Below are 16,455 nucleotides of genomic sequence, written 5' to 3'. Positions count from 1 at the left end.
ATCTCTGTCCTGGTGATCAAAGGCACTGATCAGCACCGGGACGGCGAAGGGGGAACTGGCCGCATGACTGCACTGGCCGATCACATGGACGCGCACGCCGAGGACTGGTTCGAACTGCGGGACGCGTGGCGGGCGTACGCCGCCTGCCGCGGCATGGACACCGATCTGTTCTATCCCGAGGGCCGTGGCAGCACGCTGCGTGCCCGAGAGCAGATCGCGAAGAACATCTGCACCACCTGCCCTGTCGCCCAGCAGTGCCGGGAGGCCGCAGCGGCGCTCCCGGAGCGCTACGGCATCTGGGGCGGGCTCACCGAGAGCGAGCGGGGCTTCTCGCGCCGCTGACCCCGGCGGGCCCGGTTTACCGCCCGACACCATGATGGCCCGTGCCGGACCGGCGCGACCATCCCGGAACATCGCAGTCACCTCATCGTCCGGTCGCGCCGCCGGCCGTCTCGGCCGGCACGGCCCTTCCCCGCCGCGCGCGGCCCCCGTCACAAGCCGGCATCGCCGCATAAAGCAGGTGTGGTCTGTCGGTGGCGAGTGCTAGAACTTCGACGGTGACGACAGTGCGCACCGAGTTCACCGTCGCCGGCCGCCGGGAGTTCGACCGGCGCGGCCCGGTGCGCTGGATCATCTCCCACCAGCGGCGCAACCCGTGGCACCTGGCGGGCTTCCTGCTCGGCTCCGTGCTCATGGTGGTGCTCAACTCCGCCATCCCGGGGCAGGTGGGCGAGGCCTTCGACATCGTGCTGGGCGACGCGCCGGACCGCTCGCGGGCGCTGACCACCGTCGCCGTCACGTTGCTGGTCATCGTGGTGGGTCGGTCGGTGCTCGACTTCGTCGCTCGCTTGTGCACCGAGGTGCTGGCCAAGCGGATGGAACGCGACGCCCGCGACGAGCTGTACGTCAGCCTGCTCGGCAAGAGCCAGACGTTCCACAACCGGCAGCGCGTGGGCGACCTCATGGCCCGCGGCGCGGGCGACGTGCGGCAGCTGGGCACCATGTTCAGCCCGGGTATCGACCTGCTGGTCGATTCACTGAGCCAGGGCATCGTGCCCATCGTCTTCATCGCCTTCCTCGAACCGCGGCTGCTGGTAGCGCCGCTGCTGTTCGCCGTCGCGTTCGTTCTGTCCATCCGGTGGTTCATGCGCCGGCTGTCACCGGTGTCGGCGCGGTTGCGGGAGAACTACGGCACCCTCAACGCCGGGCTGAACGAGGCCATCCGGGGCATCGAGGTGGTCAAGGCCACCGGTCAGGAGCATCAGGAAGAGCGGCGCTTCGCCCGTAACGCCCGCCGCTACCGCGACGCATTCGTCCAGCAGGGGCTCATCCAGGCGCGCTACCTGCCGACATTGCTGCTGTCGGTCTCGATGGCCGGCGGCCTCCTGCACGGGCTGTGGCTGCTCGACGCCGGCGAGCTGACGCTCGGCCAGCTGATCACGTTCATCGGGCTGATGGGGCTGCTCGGGTTCCCCGCGTTCATCTCCATCTTCTCCTTCTCGCTGGTGCAGAACGGCATCGCCAGCGCCAACCGGCTGCTCACGCTGATGCGTGAGGAAACCGAGCTCGACCACAACCGGCACGGCCACGTCTCGCCCATGCGCGGCGCCATCCGGTTCGAGAACGTCACCTTCGGCTACGGCGGCCAGCCGGTGCTGCGCGACCTGTCGTTCCAGATCGAACCGGGCCAGACGGTCGCCGTCGTCGGCGAGACCGGCGCCGGCAAGTCCACGCTGACGAAGCTGGTCAACCGCATCTACGACGTCAGCAACGGGCGCATCCTGGTCGACGGCACCGACGTGCGCGACTGGAACCTCGACTCCCTGCGCTCGCAGATCTCCACCATCGAGCAGGACATCGTGCTGTTCTCCCGCCCGGTGGCCGAGAACATCGGGTTCAGCCTCGGCCAGCAGGTGGACCGCGACGACATCGTCCGGGCCGCGAAGGACGCACAGGCGCACGAGTTCATCACCGCGCTCGACGACGGCTACGACACCGTCATCGGCGAGCGCGGCGTCACGCTCTCCGGCGGCCAGCGGCAACGGCTTGCCATCGCCCGGGCACTGCTGACCGACCCCGCCATCCTGGTGCTCGACGACTCGACCAGCGCGATCGACAGCGCCACGGAGGATCAGATCCAGCGCGCCATCCAGCGCATCCTCGAGGGACGCACCACCCTGCTCATCACCCACCGGCTGTCGCAGATTCGCTGGGCCGACAAGGTGCTGCTCCTGCAGGGCGGCCGGCTGGTCGACGAAGGCAGCCACGACGAGCTGCTCGCCCGGTGCGCGCTGTACCGGCGCATCTTCGCGCCACACCGTCCGCGTGACGCCGCCACCGGACCCGACACCGGCTCGCACGACGTGGAGGTGACCGGCTGATGGCGTTCATCATGGACGGCCTCGACGCCGAGCAGTACGACCGCACCTACGGCGACCGTGAGCTGTTGCGCCGCATCGTGCGGTATTTCCGGCCCAAGCGGGCCACCATGGCGCTGATCGCCTTCGGCATCGTCGCGCACTCGCTCATGCAGGCGGCGCTGCCGGTGGTGCTCAGCGTCGGGCTGGACCGGGTGGTGCGCGACCGCTCCACCGGGCTCGTAGTGGGACTCGTCGCCGCGGTGCTCGTCACCGGCGTCCTCGGCTGGGTGTTCAACTTCATCCAGCGCTGGTTCACCGCAAAGGTCGTCGGCGACGTCGTCCTCGAACTGCGCGAGGACGCCTTCGCCGCCGTCCTCGCCCGTGACATGTCCTTCTACGACGACAACCCGTCCGGCAAGGTCGTCAGCCGGGTCACCTCCGACACCGAGGACTTCTCCACCGTCGTGACCCTGACCTTGAACGTCGTCAGTCAGGTGCTCATGGTCGGTCTCGTCACGGTGCTGCTGTTCTCCCGCAACGTCGAGCTGGCGCTGATGGTGATGGCCGTCGTCCCGATCATCGTGGCCATGGCACTGGGGTTCCGGCGCATCGCCCGCGACACCACCCGGCACCAACAGCGGTCACTCGCGCGGGTCAACGCCACGCTGCAGGAGACCATGGGCGGCATCTCGGTGGCGAAGAACTTCCGCCAGGAACAGACGGTCTACGACGAGTTCCGTCCCATCAACGCGCAGAACTACCGGGTCACGCTCAAACAGGGCTTCGTCTTCGGCGCCATCTTCCCGGCGCTGTTCGCGGTGGCCGGGTTCGCCACCGTCCTGCTGGTCTATCTGGGCGGGCGGCGGGTGCTCGACGGCGCCATCTCCCCCGGCGACTGGTACCTGTTCCTGCAGAGTGTCGGCATGTTCTGGCTGCCGCTGACGTCGATCGCATCGTTCTGGTCGCAGTTCCAGCAGGGCCTGTCGGCGTCGGAGCGGGTGTTCGCGCTCATCGACGCCGAGCCACTGGTGGTGCAGCGCGATCCGCGGCCGGTGGGCCGGCTGGCCGGACGGGTCGAGTTCCGCGATGTCACGTTCGGCTACACCCCCGACCACCCCGTGCTCCAGCACTTCGATCTCACCATCGAGGCCGGCGAGACCATCGCCCTGGTCGGGCACACCGGTGCCGGCAAGTCCACCATCGGGCGGCTACTGGTGCGCTTCTACGAGTTCGGCGGCGGCCGGATCCTCGTCGACGGCACCGATCTGCGCACCGTCGACCTCCCCGGCTACCGCCATCAGCTCGGCGTGGTGCCGCAGACACCATTCCTGTTCTCCGGCACGGTGGCCGACAACATCCGCTACCCGCGCCCGGACGCCACCGACGACGCCGTCCGGGCCGTGGCCGCCCAGGTGGCCGACGGTGACTGGATCGCCGCGCTACCCGACGGCCTGGACACCGAGGTCGGCGAGCACGGCTCGGCGCTGTCGATGGGCCAACGCCAGCTGGTGGCGCTGGCCAGATTGCTGCTCCAGGACCCCGCCATCGTCATCCTCGACGAGGCGACCGCGAGCGTCGACCCGCTCACCGAGGCGCAGATCTCCGAAGGCCTCGACGTCGTCCTGGCCGGCCGTACGTCCATCGTGATCGCTCACCGGCTGTCCACCATCGAGCACGTCGACCGCATCATCGTCATGCGCGAGGGCGCCATCGTCGAGGAAGGCACCCACGAGTCGTTGCTGCGTTCCGGCGGCGCCTACTGCGACGTGTACAACACGTACTTCCGGCACCAGTCCCCCGACTACCAGCCCGGTTCCGGCTTCGTCGACGTCCGCGTGACTTAGGCGGGTACGGCAGCCCGGACGACATCGCGCAACGTGTCATCGATCGGCGTGGAACAGCGCCGGGTTCGGTCGCCTCGGGGCTGGAGGAGTCCGCTCTGCTCGGCGTCGTAGAGCTCCGCGAGTTCGGCCGCCAGCGCCGCTGGCATGCCGGCGTCGGTCAACGCGGCGATCCACCCCGGCCGCGGTACGGTCACCACACGCAGGTCGGCACCGAGCAGCGCACCGAGCCTCCGCGCGACCTGCCGTTCGGTGTACTGCGGGGCGTCCAGGTCGACGACCTCGCTGTCGGCGGGCGGCGTGAGGAGGCTCTGCGCGACTGCGGCACCGACGTCGCGGGTGGCGACCATGGGGGTCGGCACATCGGCGCTGTCGCCGAACACCGGGTACACCCCAGCGCCGACGGCGGCTTCCAGCACCGTCTCGACCTTCTCCTGGAAATGCGGCGAACGGATCGCCGTCACGGTCGCGCCGGTGTCGCGGAGCCGGTTCTCCAGGTGGTGCAGCCAGCGCACCGGCCCGGTGCCGGCGGGCAGGTCGGCCCCGACCGACGACAGCGCCGCCACGTGGACGGGCCGGCCGCCGGAGACCCTGGTGGCCGAGACGGCGGCGGCGGTCGTGTCGGCGAGGCGGCGCTGTTCCTCGTCCGTCGTCGCCGGACCGAACGGAAGCATGGCGAAGATGCCGCGGCAGCCGTCGAACGCGGCGGCCAGCGCATCGGCGTCGGCAAGGTCCGCGACGGCCACCTCGGCGCCGTGCGCGATCCAGTCCCGGCCTTTGGCCTCGTCGCGGACCACGACCCGGACGGGTGCGCCGGTGGCGAGCAGGTCACGGGCGGCCGCGCCGCCGACGTGCCCGGTGGCTCCGATGATCGCGTACATGGGGCTCTCCTTCCTGAGATCCACTGATCGGATGACCCCAGTGAAGCCTGCGCGATCGAGACGATCCATATCCGTCCGGCTCGGTTCCATGTCAGGGCGTCTACACTAACCTGGCGTGGATGCGCTCGCCGACCTGCTCGACGGCGTCCGCGCGCGTAGCGCCGCCTTCTGCCGGGTCGTCCTGGAGCCGCCGTGGGCACTGCGGATCGCCGACGGTGCGCCGCTCGCCCTGGCCGCGGCACTGCGGGGACACGCGTGGATCGTGCCCGACGACGCCGAACCGCTGCTCCTGCGCACCGGCGACGTCGCCATCGTCAAGGGACCACAGCCCTACACCGTCGGCGACGACCCCCGCACCGCGCCGGACATCGTCGTGCACGCAGGCAACCGCCTGACTACGACCGACGGCCGTGACGTCACCGCGGAGCTGCGCCTGGGCCCGAACACCAGCGGGCACGGACCGGACGGTTCCGCCATCATCGCCAGCGGCACCTACCAGGTCGACGGTGACGTCGGCGCCCGGCTGCTCAGTGCGCTGCCGCCGCTCGTGCACGTGCCGTGTGCCGCTGCCCCGGCACCCGTCCTGGACCTGCTGGAGCGAGAGGTGGCCGCGGACGAGCCGGGGCAGCGGGCGGTTCTGGACCGGCTACTCGATCTCTCGCTGATCTCGACGCTGCGCTCGTGGTTCGCCCGGCCGGACGCCGCCACGCCCGGCTGGTATCGAGCGCACGGCGACCCACTGATCGGACCGGCGCTCCAGCGGATCCACGCCGACCCGGCCCACCCCTGGACGGTCGCCGGGCTCGCGGCCGCCGCCGGAGCGTCCCGGGCCGCATTCGCCCGCCGGTTCACCACCCTGGTCGGCGAGCCGCCCATGGCCTACATCACCGGCTGGCGCATCACCCTCGCCGCCGACCTGCTGCGCGGCACCGACGCGACCATCGACGCCATCGCCCGGCGGGTCGGCTACGCCAACGCCTTCGCCCTCAGCGTCGCGTTCAAGCGCGTCCGCGGCATCACACCTCGGCAGCATCGCGACCGGCCGGCGACGACCGCGGCCGCCTTCGGACTGTGACGAACGACCGGAATACGCTGATCGCGGCGGGGCCAGATAGCCTCGACTCACCGATGTCGCCAGTGTCGCCGACGTCGTCATGGCTTGCGGCCTGGAGCCGCCCGGCTCGATGACCTCATTCGCACTGGAGGGTGACGGCGTGCCCGAACTCGATGAGAAGCTCCACGACATCTACGGCGAAGTGCTGCGCCGCAACCCCGGTGAGCAGGAGTTCCATCAGGCGGTGCGGGAGGTCCTCGCCGACCTCGGACCGGTCGTCGTGAAGCATCCCGAGTACGCCGACGCGGCGGTGATCCGTCGGCTGTGCGAGCCTGAGCGGCAGATCATCTTCCGGGTGCCGTGGGTCGACGACGCCGGCCAGGTCCAGCTCAACCGCGCGTTCCGGGTTCAGTTCAATTCCGCGCTCGGGCCGTTCAAGGGCGGCCTGCGGTTCCACCCGAGCGTCAACCTCGGCATCGTCAAGTTCCTCGGCTTCGAGCAGACGTTCAAGAACGCCCTCACCGGCATGCCGATCGGCGGCGGGAAGGGCGGCTCCGACTTCGACCCCAAGGGCCGTTCCGACGCCGAGGTCATGCGCTTCTGCCAGGCGCTGATGACCGAGCTGTGCCAACACATCGGCGAGTACGTCGATGTGCCCGCCGGCGACATCGGCGTCGGCGGCCGCGAGATCGGCTACCTGTTCGGCCAGTACAAGCGGCTGACCAACCGCTACGAGTCGGGCGTCCTCACCGGCAAGGGCCTGACGTGGGGCGGGTCGCAGGTCCGCAAGGAAGCGACCGGCTACGGCACCGTGTTCTTCGTCAACGAGATGCTCAAGGCGCGTGGCGAGTCCTTCGATGGCCGGCGCGTGGTCGTCTCCGGTTCCGGCAACGTCGCGACCTACGCGATCGAGAAGGTCCACGAGCTCGGCGGCATCGTCGTCGCGTGCTCGGACTCCGATGGCTACGTCGTCGACGAGAAGGGCATCGACATCGCGTTGCTCAAGGAGGTCAAGGAGGTGCGCCGCGGCCGGGTCCGCGACTACGCCGACGCACGCGGCGCCGTGGCCGACTACGTGTCCGGCGGAACGATCTGGGACGTCCCCTGCGACATCGCGCTGCCATCCGCGACCCAGAACGAGCTCGATGACGCAGGCGCGCTCACCCTGATCAGGAACGGCTGCCGCGTCGTGGGCGAAGGCGCCAACATGCCGGCCACACCCGCCGCGATCAGGCACTTCACCGAGGCAGGCGTCGGGTTCGCGCCGGGGAAGGCCGCCAACGCCGGCGGCGTCGCCACGAGCGCTCTGGAGATGCAGCAGAATGCATCCCGCGACACGTGGAGCTTCGAGCACACCGAGGAACGGCTCGCGGAGATCATGCGCGCCATCCACGACCGGTGTGCCGAGACCGCCGACGAGTACGGCAGCCCCGGCAACTACGTCGCCGGCGCCAATATCGCGGGCTTCATCCGGGTGGCCGACGCCATGCTCGCCCTCGGCGTCATCTGAACCGCTGGCGCACGGCACGCCCACCGCGGCCGGAATCGAATACGGTGTGTGCCGTGCCAGGAAACGACGACGCTCAGGCCGAACTCCACCGCAAGTTCGAGGCCGCCATCTCCGGGATGGAGCTCTCCGACCTGCGCCAGCTCACCGGCGACCTGTCCCTGGTCGACGGCAGGATCGCTCATCACAGGACGCGTCCGGAACTACGCCGTCCACCGCGCGACGACGTCGCGACCTACCGGATCCGGGTCGACCTCGATCACGCTGAGCCACCGATCTGGCGCCGGCTGGATCTCCGCTCGGACCTTTCGCTGGATGTCGTGCATCAGGTGCTGCAGGTCGCCTTCGACTGGACCGACTCCCACCTGCACCGGTTCTCCCTCGGCGGGCACCCGTTCGACCGGACCAGCCAACTGTTCCTCTGCTCCTACGACGTCGAGAACGGCGAGGACGAGGACGACGGCGGCATCCCCGCCGGCGACGTACGCCTCGACGAGACGCTGCAGGAACCCGGCGACGTCCTGCACTACCTCTACGACTACGGGGACAACTGGGACGTGACCATCCAGCTCGAGAAGGTGCTGCCGGCGGAGCCGGGCGCTCCCGCGGCGAGCGCGATCGACGGCCGCCGGGCAGCGCCCCCGGAGGATTCCGGCGGCGGCACCGACTTGGCCAGCGTCGCGATGGTCGTCGATGACCCGGCCCACTTCGACCTCGACCAGCTCAACCGGGCCCTGCGGGGCCCGCACCTCGTGATCCTCGAGTCCGGCATCGACCAGCGGCTTGTCGACCTGGTCGGCCGGCTTCGGCACACGCCTGTCGGTGACGACCTGGCCGAGCGAATGGTGATGCTGGGCTCGCAGCCGACCGAGCCGGACCACGACGAACTGGTCGCGTCGCTCGCGGCGCACCGCTGGTTCCTCGACCGCGCCGTGGACGGCGGTATCGAGCTGACCTCAGCCGGGTATCTGAAGCCTCCCGACGTCGAAGCCGCGTCCGCCGTGGTGCCCACGATGCGCGACTGGATCGGGAAGAACAACCGAGAGATCAACACGGTGCCACTGCTGCAGTTCCGCGAATCTCTGCAGTCCATGGGCCTACTACGCAAGTACAAGGGCGCGTTGCTGTTGACCCGAGCGGGAGCCGCGGCCCAGCGTGATCCGTCGATCCTGTGGCGGCACCTGGCCGAGCGGCTGATCCCCGCCAAGGCCGGCGACTTCGAGACCGCCGCCACGCTGCTCCTGCTCGCCTATGCGGGCACCTCACCGGACGCCACCATCCCGCGCGGGCCAGTGACCGCCGCGCTGTCGGAACTAGGGTGGCGTCACCGCGACGGGCGTGCGCTGGACGGCCGTGAGCTGAGCCGCCTCGGCGTGTTCGACATCCTCGTCAACGTCGGGGACCGGCGCGCAACGCCGGACGATCGCGGCCGCCTGAGCCCGGCTGCCGCCACCCTGGCACGCGCCGCGCTCCGTACCGCCCGCTGAGAGGGCTCATAGCCCCCTGCGGCGGCTCACGCCCCGGGCCGGGTTGTCGTCGACGGCAGGGGTGACGAGGACGCCAACCGTTGGCACTGCCGTCCACCCGGGATCATCGTCGACGGGCCCACGGGGCTATGCCCACATCCGCAACGGAACGGGGTTCCTGGAAGGAGAGATCAGGTCCCTGAAAGCTCTTCGGGCCCGGGAAATCCTGATTCCCGGGCCCGATTCGTAGCGGGGGCAGGATTTGAACCTGCGGCCTCTGGGTTATGAGCCCAGCGAGCTACCGAGCTGCTCCACCCCGCGTCGCCGACTCCGACTAGTGCAGAGCCATCGCGAAACCCCTGGTCAGAACCGATTTCATCGACCCGGCCGTGGTTCGCGCCGCGCCAACGATAGCGCATCTCGTCCGGCTGGGTCGAACCGCCGTGGGCCGGTTCGGGCACCAACCCGAACCGGCCCAGGGTCAGGCTGTCAGAACCGGGGGTTGCCGATGGACGGCCCCGCCGGCGGGATGTCGAGGTAGCGGCTGCCGTCGACGGCGTCGATCTCGCCGCTGGCGAGCGCCTCGAGCGTCACACCCATGCCGATCAGCGACTGCTGGATGAGCATGCCCATCGACTTCTGCGCCGCCGAGCGCGTCTCGTACAGCATGATCCCAGCGCCGTTGAGCGCGTACGAGCCCAGCGCGGTACCCGGCAGCTCGACGTCCGGATAGCGGGTGATGCCGCCGTACGGCGACTCGCCCCGCGTCCGCAGCGCGTCCCACACCAGTACGTTGAGCCGGAAGCTGAGGTCGCGCACCGCCGGGTCCAGCGGGAACTCCGGGGTCCCCTCCGTGACCAGGCCGATCACCTGCAGCGTCGTGAGCTGGTTGTCCGTCTCCGACTGCACGTTGCTGCCGCGGTGGTGGTGGTCGATGAAGACGTCGGGCCGCAACCGCTGGAAGACCGCCGCGGACGTCCGCGCCTCCGGTGTCACGAAGAACCCGGGCAGCGCCGACGCACCGGGCAGCAGCGCCTCGTCGCCCGGGCCGAGCCGGAAGGTCAGGTCCGGGTGGAAGTCGCGGTTGATGTCGTAGCCGGAGACCCGGCCCGGCTGTAGCAGCGAGCGCGGCAGGTACCAGGGCGCCTCGGTGTCCGGGGCCAGCCCCCACTCCTGCGGTGTCCAGGCCTGGGTGTTCTGCCGGCGCTGGACCAGGAACCCGGTGTCGTCGCGGAAGTCCGCGCCGTCCATGTTGAGCCGCGGGATGAACCAGACTGTGAGCCGGTCGAGGATCTCCCGGACCGCGGGGTGAGAGCTGGTGGCGAGCGTCTGCATCAGCCGCAACACCACCTCCGTGCCCAGCGGCTCGCCGCCGTGGATCTGGGTCTGGATGAGCACCGGCAGCTTCCCTGCCGTCGGCTCGCCGAAGCGGACCAGGTGGATGGGCCAGCCGGTCGCGGAGCGCCCCGCGATCTCCACGGCCATGCGGCCCTTCGACCGGGCCGCGATGCTCTCCAGTTTCGGGCCCAGATCGACGTTGGCGGTCAGGGCCGCCTTCTGGACGGTCTGTTCCGGCTGGATCCACGGCCCGTTCGGCCGTGACTGCGGCCGGGCGTACGCGGTGGAGGCGAGTGCGGGCGGAGCCACCAGGGCTCCCGCTCCGAGACCAGCCACCCCAGCGAGGAACGTGCGTCGTCGCATGCGAACTCCTTCGGTCGATGGACTTCTCGCTCTGGTGATCGCCGCGACGACGCAAAAGGGTACGGACATTTCGATCTATCTCTGGCTCGCTGAGACGTCACCCAGCGGGCCTCAGGTATCGGGCGAACCAGTCGACGATGCTCCAGACGGTGCGGTCGATGACAGCCGCGTCGTCGTAGTACTGCAGGTGCCGGGTGTCGCCCTCCCAGAGAAGCTTCTTGTCCGGTGTCGGCACGACGGCGAAGTGCCGGCGCGCGGCATCGGGCACGGCGCACTGGTCGCTGTGGATCATGAGTTGCGGCGTGGTCATCCGCGCGGCGGCGCTGAGTGATTCGTACGCGAGCAGAGCGGCGTCGCTCATGACGGCATACCGGTTCTCCCACAACCCGCGGTCGGCCCATAGCTGGTACCAGCTCCACACCAGTCGGCCCGGCATTCCGACGTCGGTACGGTCGGCGTCGACGGCGGGCACCTCGTCGGCCTCGCCGGTCGCCACGTACGTCGCCTGTGCCTCCTGACCTCGGGCCAGGCGCTCGGCGACGGCCTGGTCGCTGCCGAGCCAGGTGACGTCGGAGGCGTGGTCACGATAGTGCCCGGCGACGGTGGCCACTGCGCGGACCAGCGGGTCCTCGGCCGCCACCGGCAGCGCGTGTGACGCGCCCATGCAGATGCCCAGGACGGCCAGCCTGTCCGCGTCGACGTCCGGACGCTCGGCGAGGTACCGCAGGGCCGCGCGCAGGTCCTGGATCTTCGCCGTCGGGCTCTCGTAGCAGCGCGGCTCGCCACCGCTCTCGCCACGGAATCGGGTGTCGAACGTCAGCGTCGAGAAGCCCAACTGGGCCAGCCGAGCCGCGTACAACGCGGGCGCTTGCTCCTTCTGGTAGGTCATCGGGCCGAGGACGGCGACCGCCGGCGACCGGCCGGTGCCGAACGCCGCGGGGAAGAACCGGCCCGCGATGCGAACGCCCTCACTCTGGAACGTCACCGGCTCTCCCACCGATGCCGTGGCGGACTCGTGATCCACGTGCGCTACTCCCTTCAGACAGCCGGCCACGACGGCGCCGCCGGCTCGTATCCGCCGCCCCATGGCGGGTCGCGTTCCGGATCGCGCGCACAGGCTAGGCAGCCGAGACACCGAAGGTCTTTCACAATCTTGCGCACGGCATCGACAACGGGGATCGGTCCGTGGTCGTCGCCGACTCGCAGCCGCTCCATCTCGTCCGGACCTGAACGTGTCCAGGACATGCGAAAGCCCCCTGGCGAGCCAGGGGGCTTTCCGTTGGTAGCGGGGGCAGGATTTGAACCTGCGACCTCTGGGTTATGAGCCCAGCGAGCTACCGAGCTGCTCCACCCCGCGTCGCGAGAACTAGGTTACCTGGCGCGGCCGTCCGGGCCAAATCGAGCCGCGCCACAATGACGGGCATGACGGACTTCAACGTGCGCACCGCTGAGCCGGCCGACCTCGCCGCGGTCGGGCACCTCACGGTCGAGGCCTACGACGCCGACGGGTTCCTGGAGGACGACGACGACTACGCCGCCGAACTGGCCGATGCCGCGAGCAGAGCCGAGAAGGCGACACTGCTCGTGGCCGCCGACCCCGACGGCACGGTCATCGGCACCGCCACGTTCTGCCGGCCCGGCAGCCCCTACACCGAGATCTCGCGGCCAGGTGAGGCGGAGTTCCGGATGCTCGCGGTGGCCCCGTCCGCCCGTGGCCGCGGTGTCGGCCTCGCCCTGGTGCGGGAATGCATCGAGCTCGGGCGACAGCACGGCGACGCCGCGCTCGTGCTCTCGTCGCTGCCGCAGATGCGCACCGCGCACCGGCTCTACGAGCGGCTCGGCTTCGTCCGGCTGCCCGAGCGGGATCACGAGCCCGTGCCCGGCATCCGGCTCATCGCCTACCGGCTCGCTCTCTAACAGCGACAAGAGGCCGCCAGCCGGATGTGGCTGGCGGCCTCTGGGCCGTTCTGGCGGGTGGTTACGGCGTCTCGGTAGCCGCCTCGCCCGACAGTTGCTCGGCGCGCGCGATCGCCGCCTCCATCCGCTCGAGCGCGGCGGCCTGGTCGGCGTACCGACCCTCGGCCTGCGCCTGGCGGGCTTCCTGCCAGGCCTGCCCGATCTCGGCGATGGCCGCGTCGAGGTCACTCTGGTCTGCCGGCGGCGTCGTCGGCTCGTCGGTAGGTGTTGGCTCCTCCTCCGCCGGCGGGGTCTCCTCCTCACCACCCGGAGGCGGTACGTCGACGATGCCGCCCTCCTCGTCGGTGTCCGCGCCGGACTCACCCTGGAAGATCTGGTCGAGCGAGCCCTGGAGAGTGTCGTCGAAGCCGATGTTGTCGCCGAACTGCACCAACACGCGGCGCAGCAGCGGGTAGGCGGCTTCGCCGGAGGCGCGGACCACGTAGACCGGCTGGACGTACAGCAGGCCACCACCGACCGGCAGCGTCAGCAGGTTGCCCAGCTGTGTCACCGCATCGCCGGAGCGCAGCAGCGTCAACTCCTGCGCGACGGTGGCGTTGCTCTCGAAGTCGTTGGCCACCTGGCTGGGACCGTCGATCTGGGTGTTGCCGGGTAGCCGCAGAATCTGCAGCTGCCCGTACTCGTCGCTGCGCGCGTCGGCGTTGACCGCCATGAACGCCACCAGGTTCTGTCTGCCTCGCGGTGTGTACGTCGTCGTCAACGAGAACATGGCGTCCTCGCTGCCAGGCATCTGGATGGTCTGGTAGTACGGCGGCTGATCGACGTCGACGTCGACCGACGGGTCGGCCGGAACCTGCCAGCGGTCCTGACCGCCGTAGAACGTCGACGGCTCGGTGACGTGGTACTCCTGCAGCAGGTTGCGCTGCAGCTTGAAGAGGTCCTCGGGGTAACGCAGGTGGTCCATCAGCGGCTCGGGGATCTCCGAGCGCGGCTGAACGGTGTCCGGGAACGCGCCCATCCACGCCTCCAGAACCGGGTCCTCGTCGTCCCAGGCGTACAGCGTGACGGTGCCGTCGTAGGCGTCGACCGTGGCCTTCACGGAGTTGCGCACGTAGTTGATGTAGTCGTCCGGTTGCGCTGCCAGGGCCGGCCGGACCGTACGCGAGTCGCTGGTGGCGTCGCTGAGCGACACCCGCTCGCCGTACGGGAACGAGTTGAGTGTCGTGTAGCCGTCGAGGATCCAGACCACGCGGCCGTCGACCACAGCGGGGAACGGGTTGGCGTCGACCGTCAGCCAGGGCGCGACCTTCTCGACCCGATCCCGGGGGTCGCGGTCGTACAGCAGCCGCGATTCCTCGTTGAGGCGGTCGGACAGCAGGAAGTTGGCCTCCTGGAACCGGGTGGCGTAGAGGAGCCGGTTGAAGAACGAGCCGAGAGGCACGCCGCCGCTGCCGTCGTACGTGTTCCGGCGCTCCTCACCGGTCTCCGGGTCCTCCGGGATGTCGTACTCCACCGGGTCGGTTCCTTCGGGCGCACCGACGATGGAGTAGCTGGGCGAGTTCTCACCGAAGTAGATGCGCGGCTCGTACTCACCGAGCACACCCTGCGTGGGGATGTCCTCCTCGGCGAACGCCGGCGCGCCGTCGGTCTCCCGGGTGTTGCCGAACGCGGCCACCACACCGAAGCCGTGCGTGTAGACGGTGTGCTCGTTGATCCAGTTGCGCTGCTCGGCCGGGATGCCGTCGGAATCGACCTCGCGCACCGCCACCACCATGTCGCGCTCGGTGGGCTGGCCGGTCTCAGGGTCCTCGACCAGGTATCGGTCGACGTCGAGCGGGTCGCTGAAGGAGTAGAAGCCACGCACCTGCTGCAACTGCTGGAATGCCGGCGGGATGACGCTCGGGTCCATCAGCCGGATTCCAGGGATGGTGGCGGAGTCCTCGGCGAGCTGACCCGCGGAGACCTGGGTCGTGGCGGCGTACTCCTCGGTCTGGACGTCGTCGATGCCATAGGCGTCCCGGGTCGCCTCGATGTTGCGCTCGATGTACGGCGCCTCGCGGCTGGCCTCGCTCGGCCGCACCTGGAACTGCTGGACCAGGAACGGCCAGAGCCCGCCGAGCAGCACGGCCGACAGCACCAGCAGGCCCAGCCCGATGCCCGGCAGCATCCAGTTGCGCTGCCAGACGTTGACAAAGAACAGCACTGCGCAGATGGCCGCGACGAACACCAGGATGGTCTTGGCCGGCATGACCGCGTTGATGTCGGTGTAGCCCGCCCCGGTGAAACGGTCCTCCGGGGCGCCCTCGATGACCAGGGCGTATCGGTCCAGCCAGTATGCGACCGCTTTGAGCAGCACGAACAGGCCGATCAGCACCGACAGGTGGGCCTGCGTGGCCGGACTGACCTTCTGGCCGGCCGTCTGCAGCCGGATACCGCCGTAGACGTAGTGGGTGACAGCGGCGACCACCAGGCCGAGCACCACCACGGCGAAGCCGTAGCTGACGACGTAACGCCACCACGGGTAGTCGAACGCGAAGAACCCGATGTCGATGCCGAACTGGGCGTCGTCCTGGCCGAACTCGCCGCCGTTGCGCCACGCCAGGAACGTCTGCCACTGACCGGCGGCACTGGCGCCGGCCATGATGGCCAGCAGCACGGCGACGGCGCCGAGGACCCAGGTCCGGACCGGGTCGATGGCGTCGCGGTAGCGGTCGAGACTCTGCTGTTCCACGCTCATCGGCCGGTACCGCGGCCGCAGCCGGTAGGCGACGATGCCGTTGACGACGACGGACGCCGCCATCAGCAGCCCGAAGACGACGAACATCCCGCCCCGGGTGAGGAGCTGGGTGGTGAACACGTCGACGAAGTTCAGCGACTGATACCAGAGCCGGTCGGTCCAGAAGGTCACGACCAGGATGTATGCGACGACGAGCACGCCCAGGACCACCAACGTCGGCAGCAGTGCCCGGGAACGTCGTGGATTACTGGGCCCGCGGAACGGGCTGGCGGGTCGGGGCATGTCCTGGCTCACCCCTGAAAAACTATCTCACTGCCCCGCCGGGTTCCGACCCGCGGTGGACCCGCGGTCGAATCGTGACCTTGCCGTGGCCGTCACCCGGCGCGTGCCCAGGGCCGACGCCGGACGGTGACCGGATGGCGGGTTTTCCGCGCGGCGGCCGGGCGTGCGACGATGCGGGCATGAGCGCGGACGAGCAGCACTCGGCACTCCAACAGGCGCTGGCGGAGATCGAGCGACACGTGCGAGACGGCGGATGGGACCAACCGGCCCGGCTGTACGCGCTCGCGCTCACCGGCGAGCTGCTCGCGCGGGAGCCGGCGCTGGCCGAGCGCATCGGCATCACCGGCGAACCGGGCCCCGACACCCTCACGCCGATCGAGCAGGACGTTCCCAACCGGCCCATCGAGGACCTCCTCGCCACCATCACGTGGCCGGAGACGGTCGCCGGGTGCGCGCTGGTGATGGAGCGCATCGTGCTGCCGCCCGGCGCCGAGGACGAGATGCCCGAGGACGACGCCGCGGCCACCACGTGGGCACAGCAGCACCCGGCCCGCTCGGACGTACGGGTCGTCGTCGGCGTCATGCGTGACGGCCGCCGCGAGTCCGTCATGCGCGTGCGTGGCCACGAGGCGGACAACGAGCTCATCCGCGGCGCGGAACTCTCGCCCGAGCTGGGCAACGCACTGGCCGAGACGTTTCGCTGACGTCC

General features: G+C 69.9%; 12 protein-coding genes and 2 tRNA genes. 8 read left to right on the top strand and 6 right to left on the bottom strand.

All coding sequences use genetic code 11. The annotated features are described in order from the left end of the window. Window positions 1-84 precede the first annotated feature (84 nt). From JIAGA_RS0107140 to JIAGA_RS0107130, 3 genes are all read left to right on the top strand, one after another. Window positions 85-342, top strand: a complete 258-nt coding sequence (locus tag JIAGA_RS0107140; protein WP_026875133.1) for a WhiB family transcriptional regulator — start codon at window positions 85-87, stop codon at window positions 340-342. A gap of 224 nt (window positions 343-566) precedes the next feature. Further along, entirely contained in the window at window positions 567-2,381 is a 1,815-nt protein-coding gene (locus JIAGA_RS28125; protein ID WP_425402778.1) for an ABC transporter ATP-binding protein, read from the top strand. Beyond that, window positions 2,381-4,204 (top strand): ABC transporter ATP-binding protein, encoded by a 1,824-nt coding sequence (locus JIAGA_RS0107130; RefSeq protein ID WP_026875132.1) that lies wholly within the window; start codon window positions 2,381-2,383, stop codon window positions 4,202-4,204. The genes JIAGA_RS28125 and JIAGA_RS0107130 overlap by 1 nt, the downstream gene beginning before the upstream one ends. Here the strand turns inward: JIAGA_RS0107130 and JIAGA_RS0107125 are convergent. Further along, the gene (locus JIAGA_RS0107125; protein WP_026875131.1) at window positions 4,201-5,082 is read right to left on the bottom strand and encodes an NmrA family NAD(P)-binding protein; all 882 of its coding nucleotides are present in this window, start codon (window positions 5,080-5,082) and stop codon (window positions 4,201-4,203) included. The two genes, JIAGA_RS0107130 and JIAGA_RS0107125, sit on opposite strands and share 4 nt — an antisense overlap. Window positions 5,083-5,197: 115 nt before the next feature. Between JIAGA_RS0107125 and JIAGA_RS0107120 the strand changes: the two genes are divergently transcribed. The 3 genes from JIAGA_RS0107120 to JIAGA_RS0107110 all read left to right on the top strand — a co-directional run bounded on the left by JIAGA_RS0107120 (window position 5,198) and on the right by JIAGA_RS0107110 (window position 9,130). After that, the gene (locus tag JIAGA_RS0107120) at window positions 5,198-6,157 is read left to right on the top strand and encodes an AraC family transcriptional regulator (RefSeq protein ID WP_026875130.1); all 960 of its coding nucleotides are present in this window, start codon (window positions 5,198-5,200) and stop codon (window positions 6,155-6,157) included. Window positions 6,158-6,296: 139 nt separating this feature from the next. Beyond that, window positions 6,297-7,646, top strand: coding sequence for an NADP-specific glutamate dehydrogenase (gene gdhA / locus JIAGA_RS0107115; protein WP_026875129.1), 1,350 nt, complete (start codon window positions 6,297-6,299; stop codon window positions 7,644-7,646). A gap of 53 nt (window positions 7,647-7,699) precedes the next feature. Next, window positions 7,700-9,130 (top strand): plasmid pRiA4b ORF-3 family protein, encoded by a 1,431-nt coding sequence (locus JIAGA_RS0107110; protein ID WP_211239550.1) that lies wholly within the window; start codon window positions 7,700-7,702, stop codon window positions 9,128-9,130. A 226-nt stretch (window positions 9,131-9,356) separates the two neighbouring features. Here the strand turns inward: JIAGA_RS0107110 and JIAGA_RS0107105 are convergent. From JIAGA_RS0107105 to JIAGA_RS0107090, 4 genes are all read right to left on the bottom strand, one after another. Then, window positions 9,357-9,430: transfer RNA gene (locus tag JIAGA_RS0107105), tRNA-Met, on the bottom strand. Window positions 9,431-9,598: 168 nt separating this feature from the next. Continuing rightward, window positions 9,599-10,810 (bottom strand): M14 family zinc carboxypeptidase, encoded by a 1,212-nt coding sequence (locus JIAGA_RS0107100; RefSeq protein ID WP_169738829.1) that lies wholly within the window; start codon window positions 10,808-10,810, stop codon window positions 9,599-9,601. 97 nt (window positions 10,811-10,907) lie between these two features. Continuing rightward, a complete protein-coding gene (locus tag JIAGA_RS28120) occupies window positions 10,908-11,834 on the bottom strand; it encodes an alpha/beta hydrolase (protein WP_051425813.1) in 927 nt (308 codons plus the stop codon). A 256-nt stretch (window positions 11,835-12,090) separates the two neighbouring features. Beyond that, window positions 12,091-12,167: transfer RNA gene (locus JIAGA_RS0107090), tRNA-Met, on the bottom strand. 65 nt (window positions 12,168-12,232) lie between these two features. On the opposite strand from JIAGA_RS0107090, the gene JIAGA_RS0107085 reads away from it, so the two are divergent. Further along, window positions 12,233-12,727, top strand: a complete 495-nt coding sequence (locus JIAGA_RS0107085) for a GNAT family N-acetyltransferase (protein ID WP_026875126.1) — start codon at window positions 12,233-12,235, stop codon at window positions 12,725-12,727. 61 nt (window positions 12,728-12,788) lie between these two features. On the opposite strand, the gene JIAGA_RS28115 is transcribed toward JIAGA_RS0107085, so the two are convergent. Next, window positions 12,789-15,746, bottom strand: a complete 2,958-nt coding sequence (locus JIAGA_RS28115; RefSeq protein WP_051425812.1) for a UPF0182 family membrane protein — start codon at window positions 15,744-15,746, stop codon at window positions 12,789-12,791. Window positions 15,747-15,925: 179 nt separating this feature from the next. Here JIAGA_RS28115 and JIAGA_RS0107075 point away from each other — a divergent pair, with 179 nt between their 5' ends. Next, window positions 15,926-16,450 (top strand): PPA1309 family protein, encoded by a 525-nt coding sequence (locus JIAGA_RS0107075; RefSeq protein ID WP_026875125.1) that lies wholly within the window; start codon window positions 15,926-15,928, stop codon window positions 16,448-16,450. Window positions 16,451-16,455 lie beyond the last annotated feature (5 nt).

This window comes from Jiangella gansuensis DSM 44835, from assembly GCF_000515395.1.
In the GTDB taxonomy this organism is placed as follows: Bacteria; Actinomycetota; Actinomycetes; order Jiangellales; family Jiangellaceae; genus Jiangella; species Jiangella gansuensis.
The sequence above is the reverse complement of the archived record's forward strand: the minus strand, read 5'-3'. Positions and strand labels throughout refer to the sequence as shown.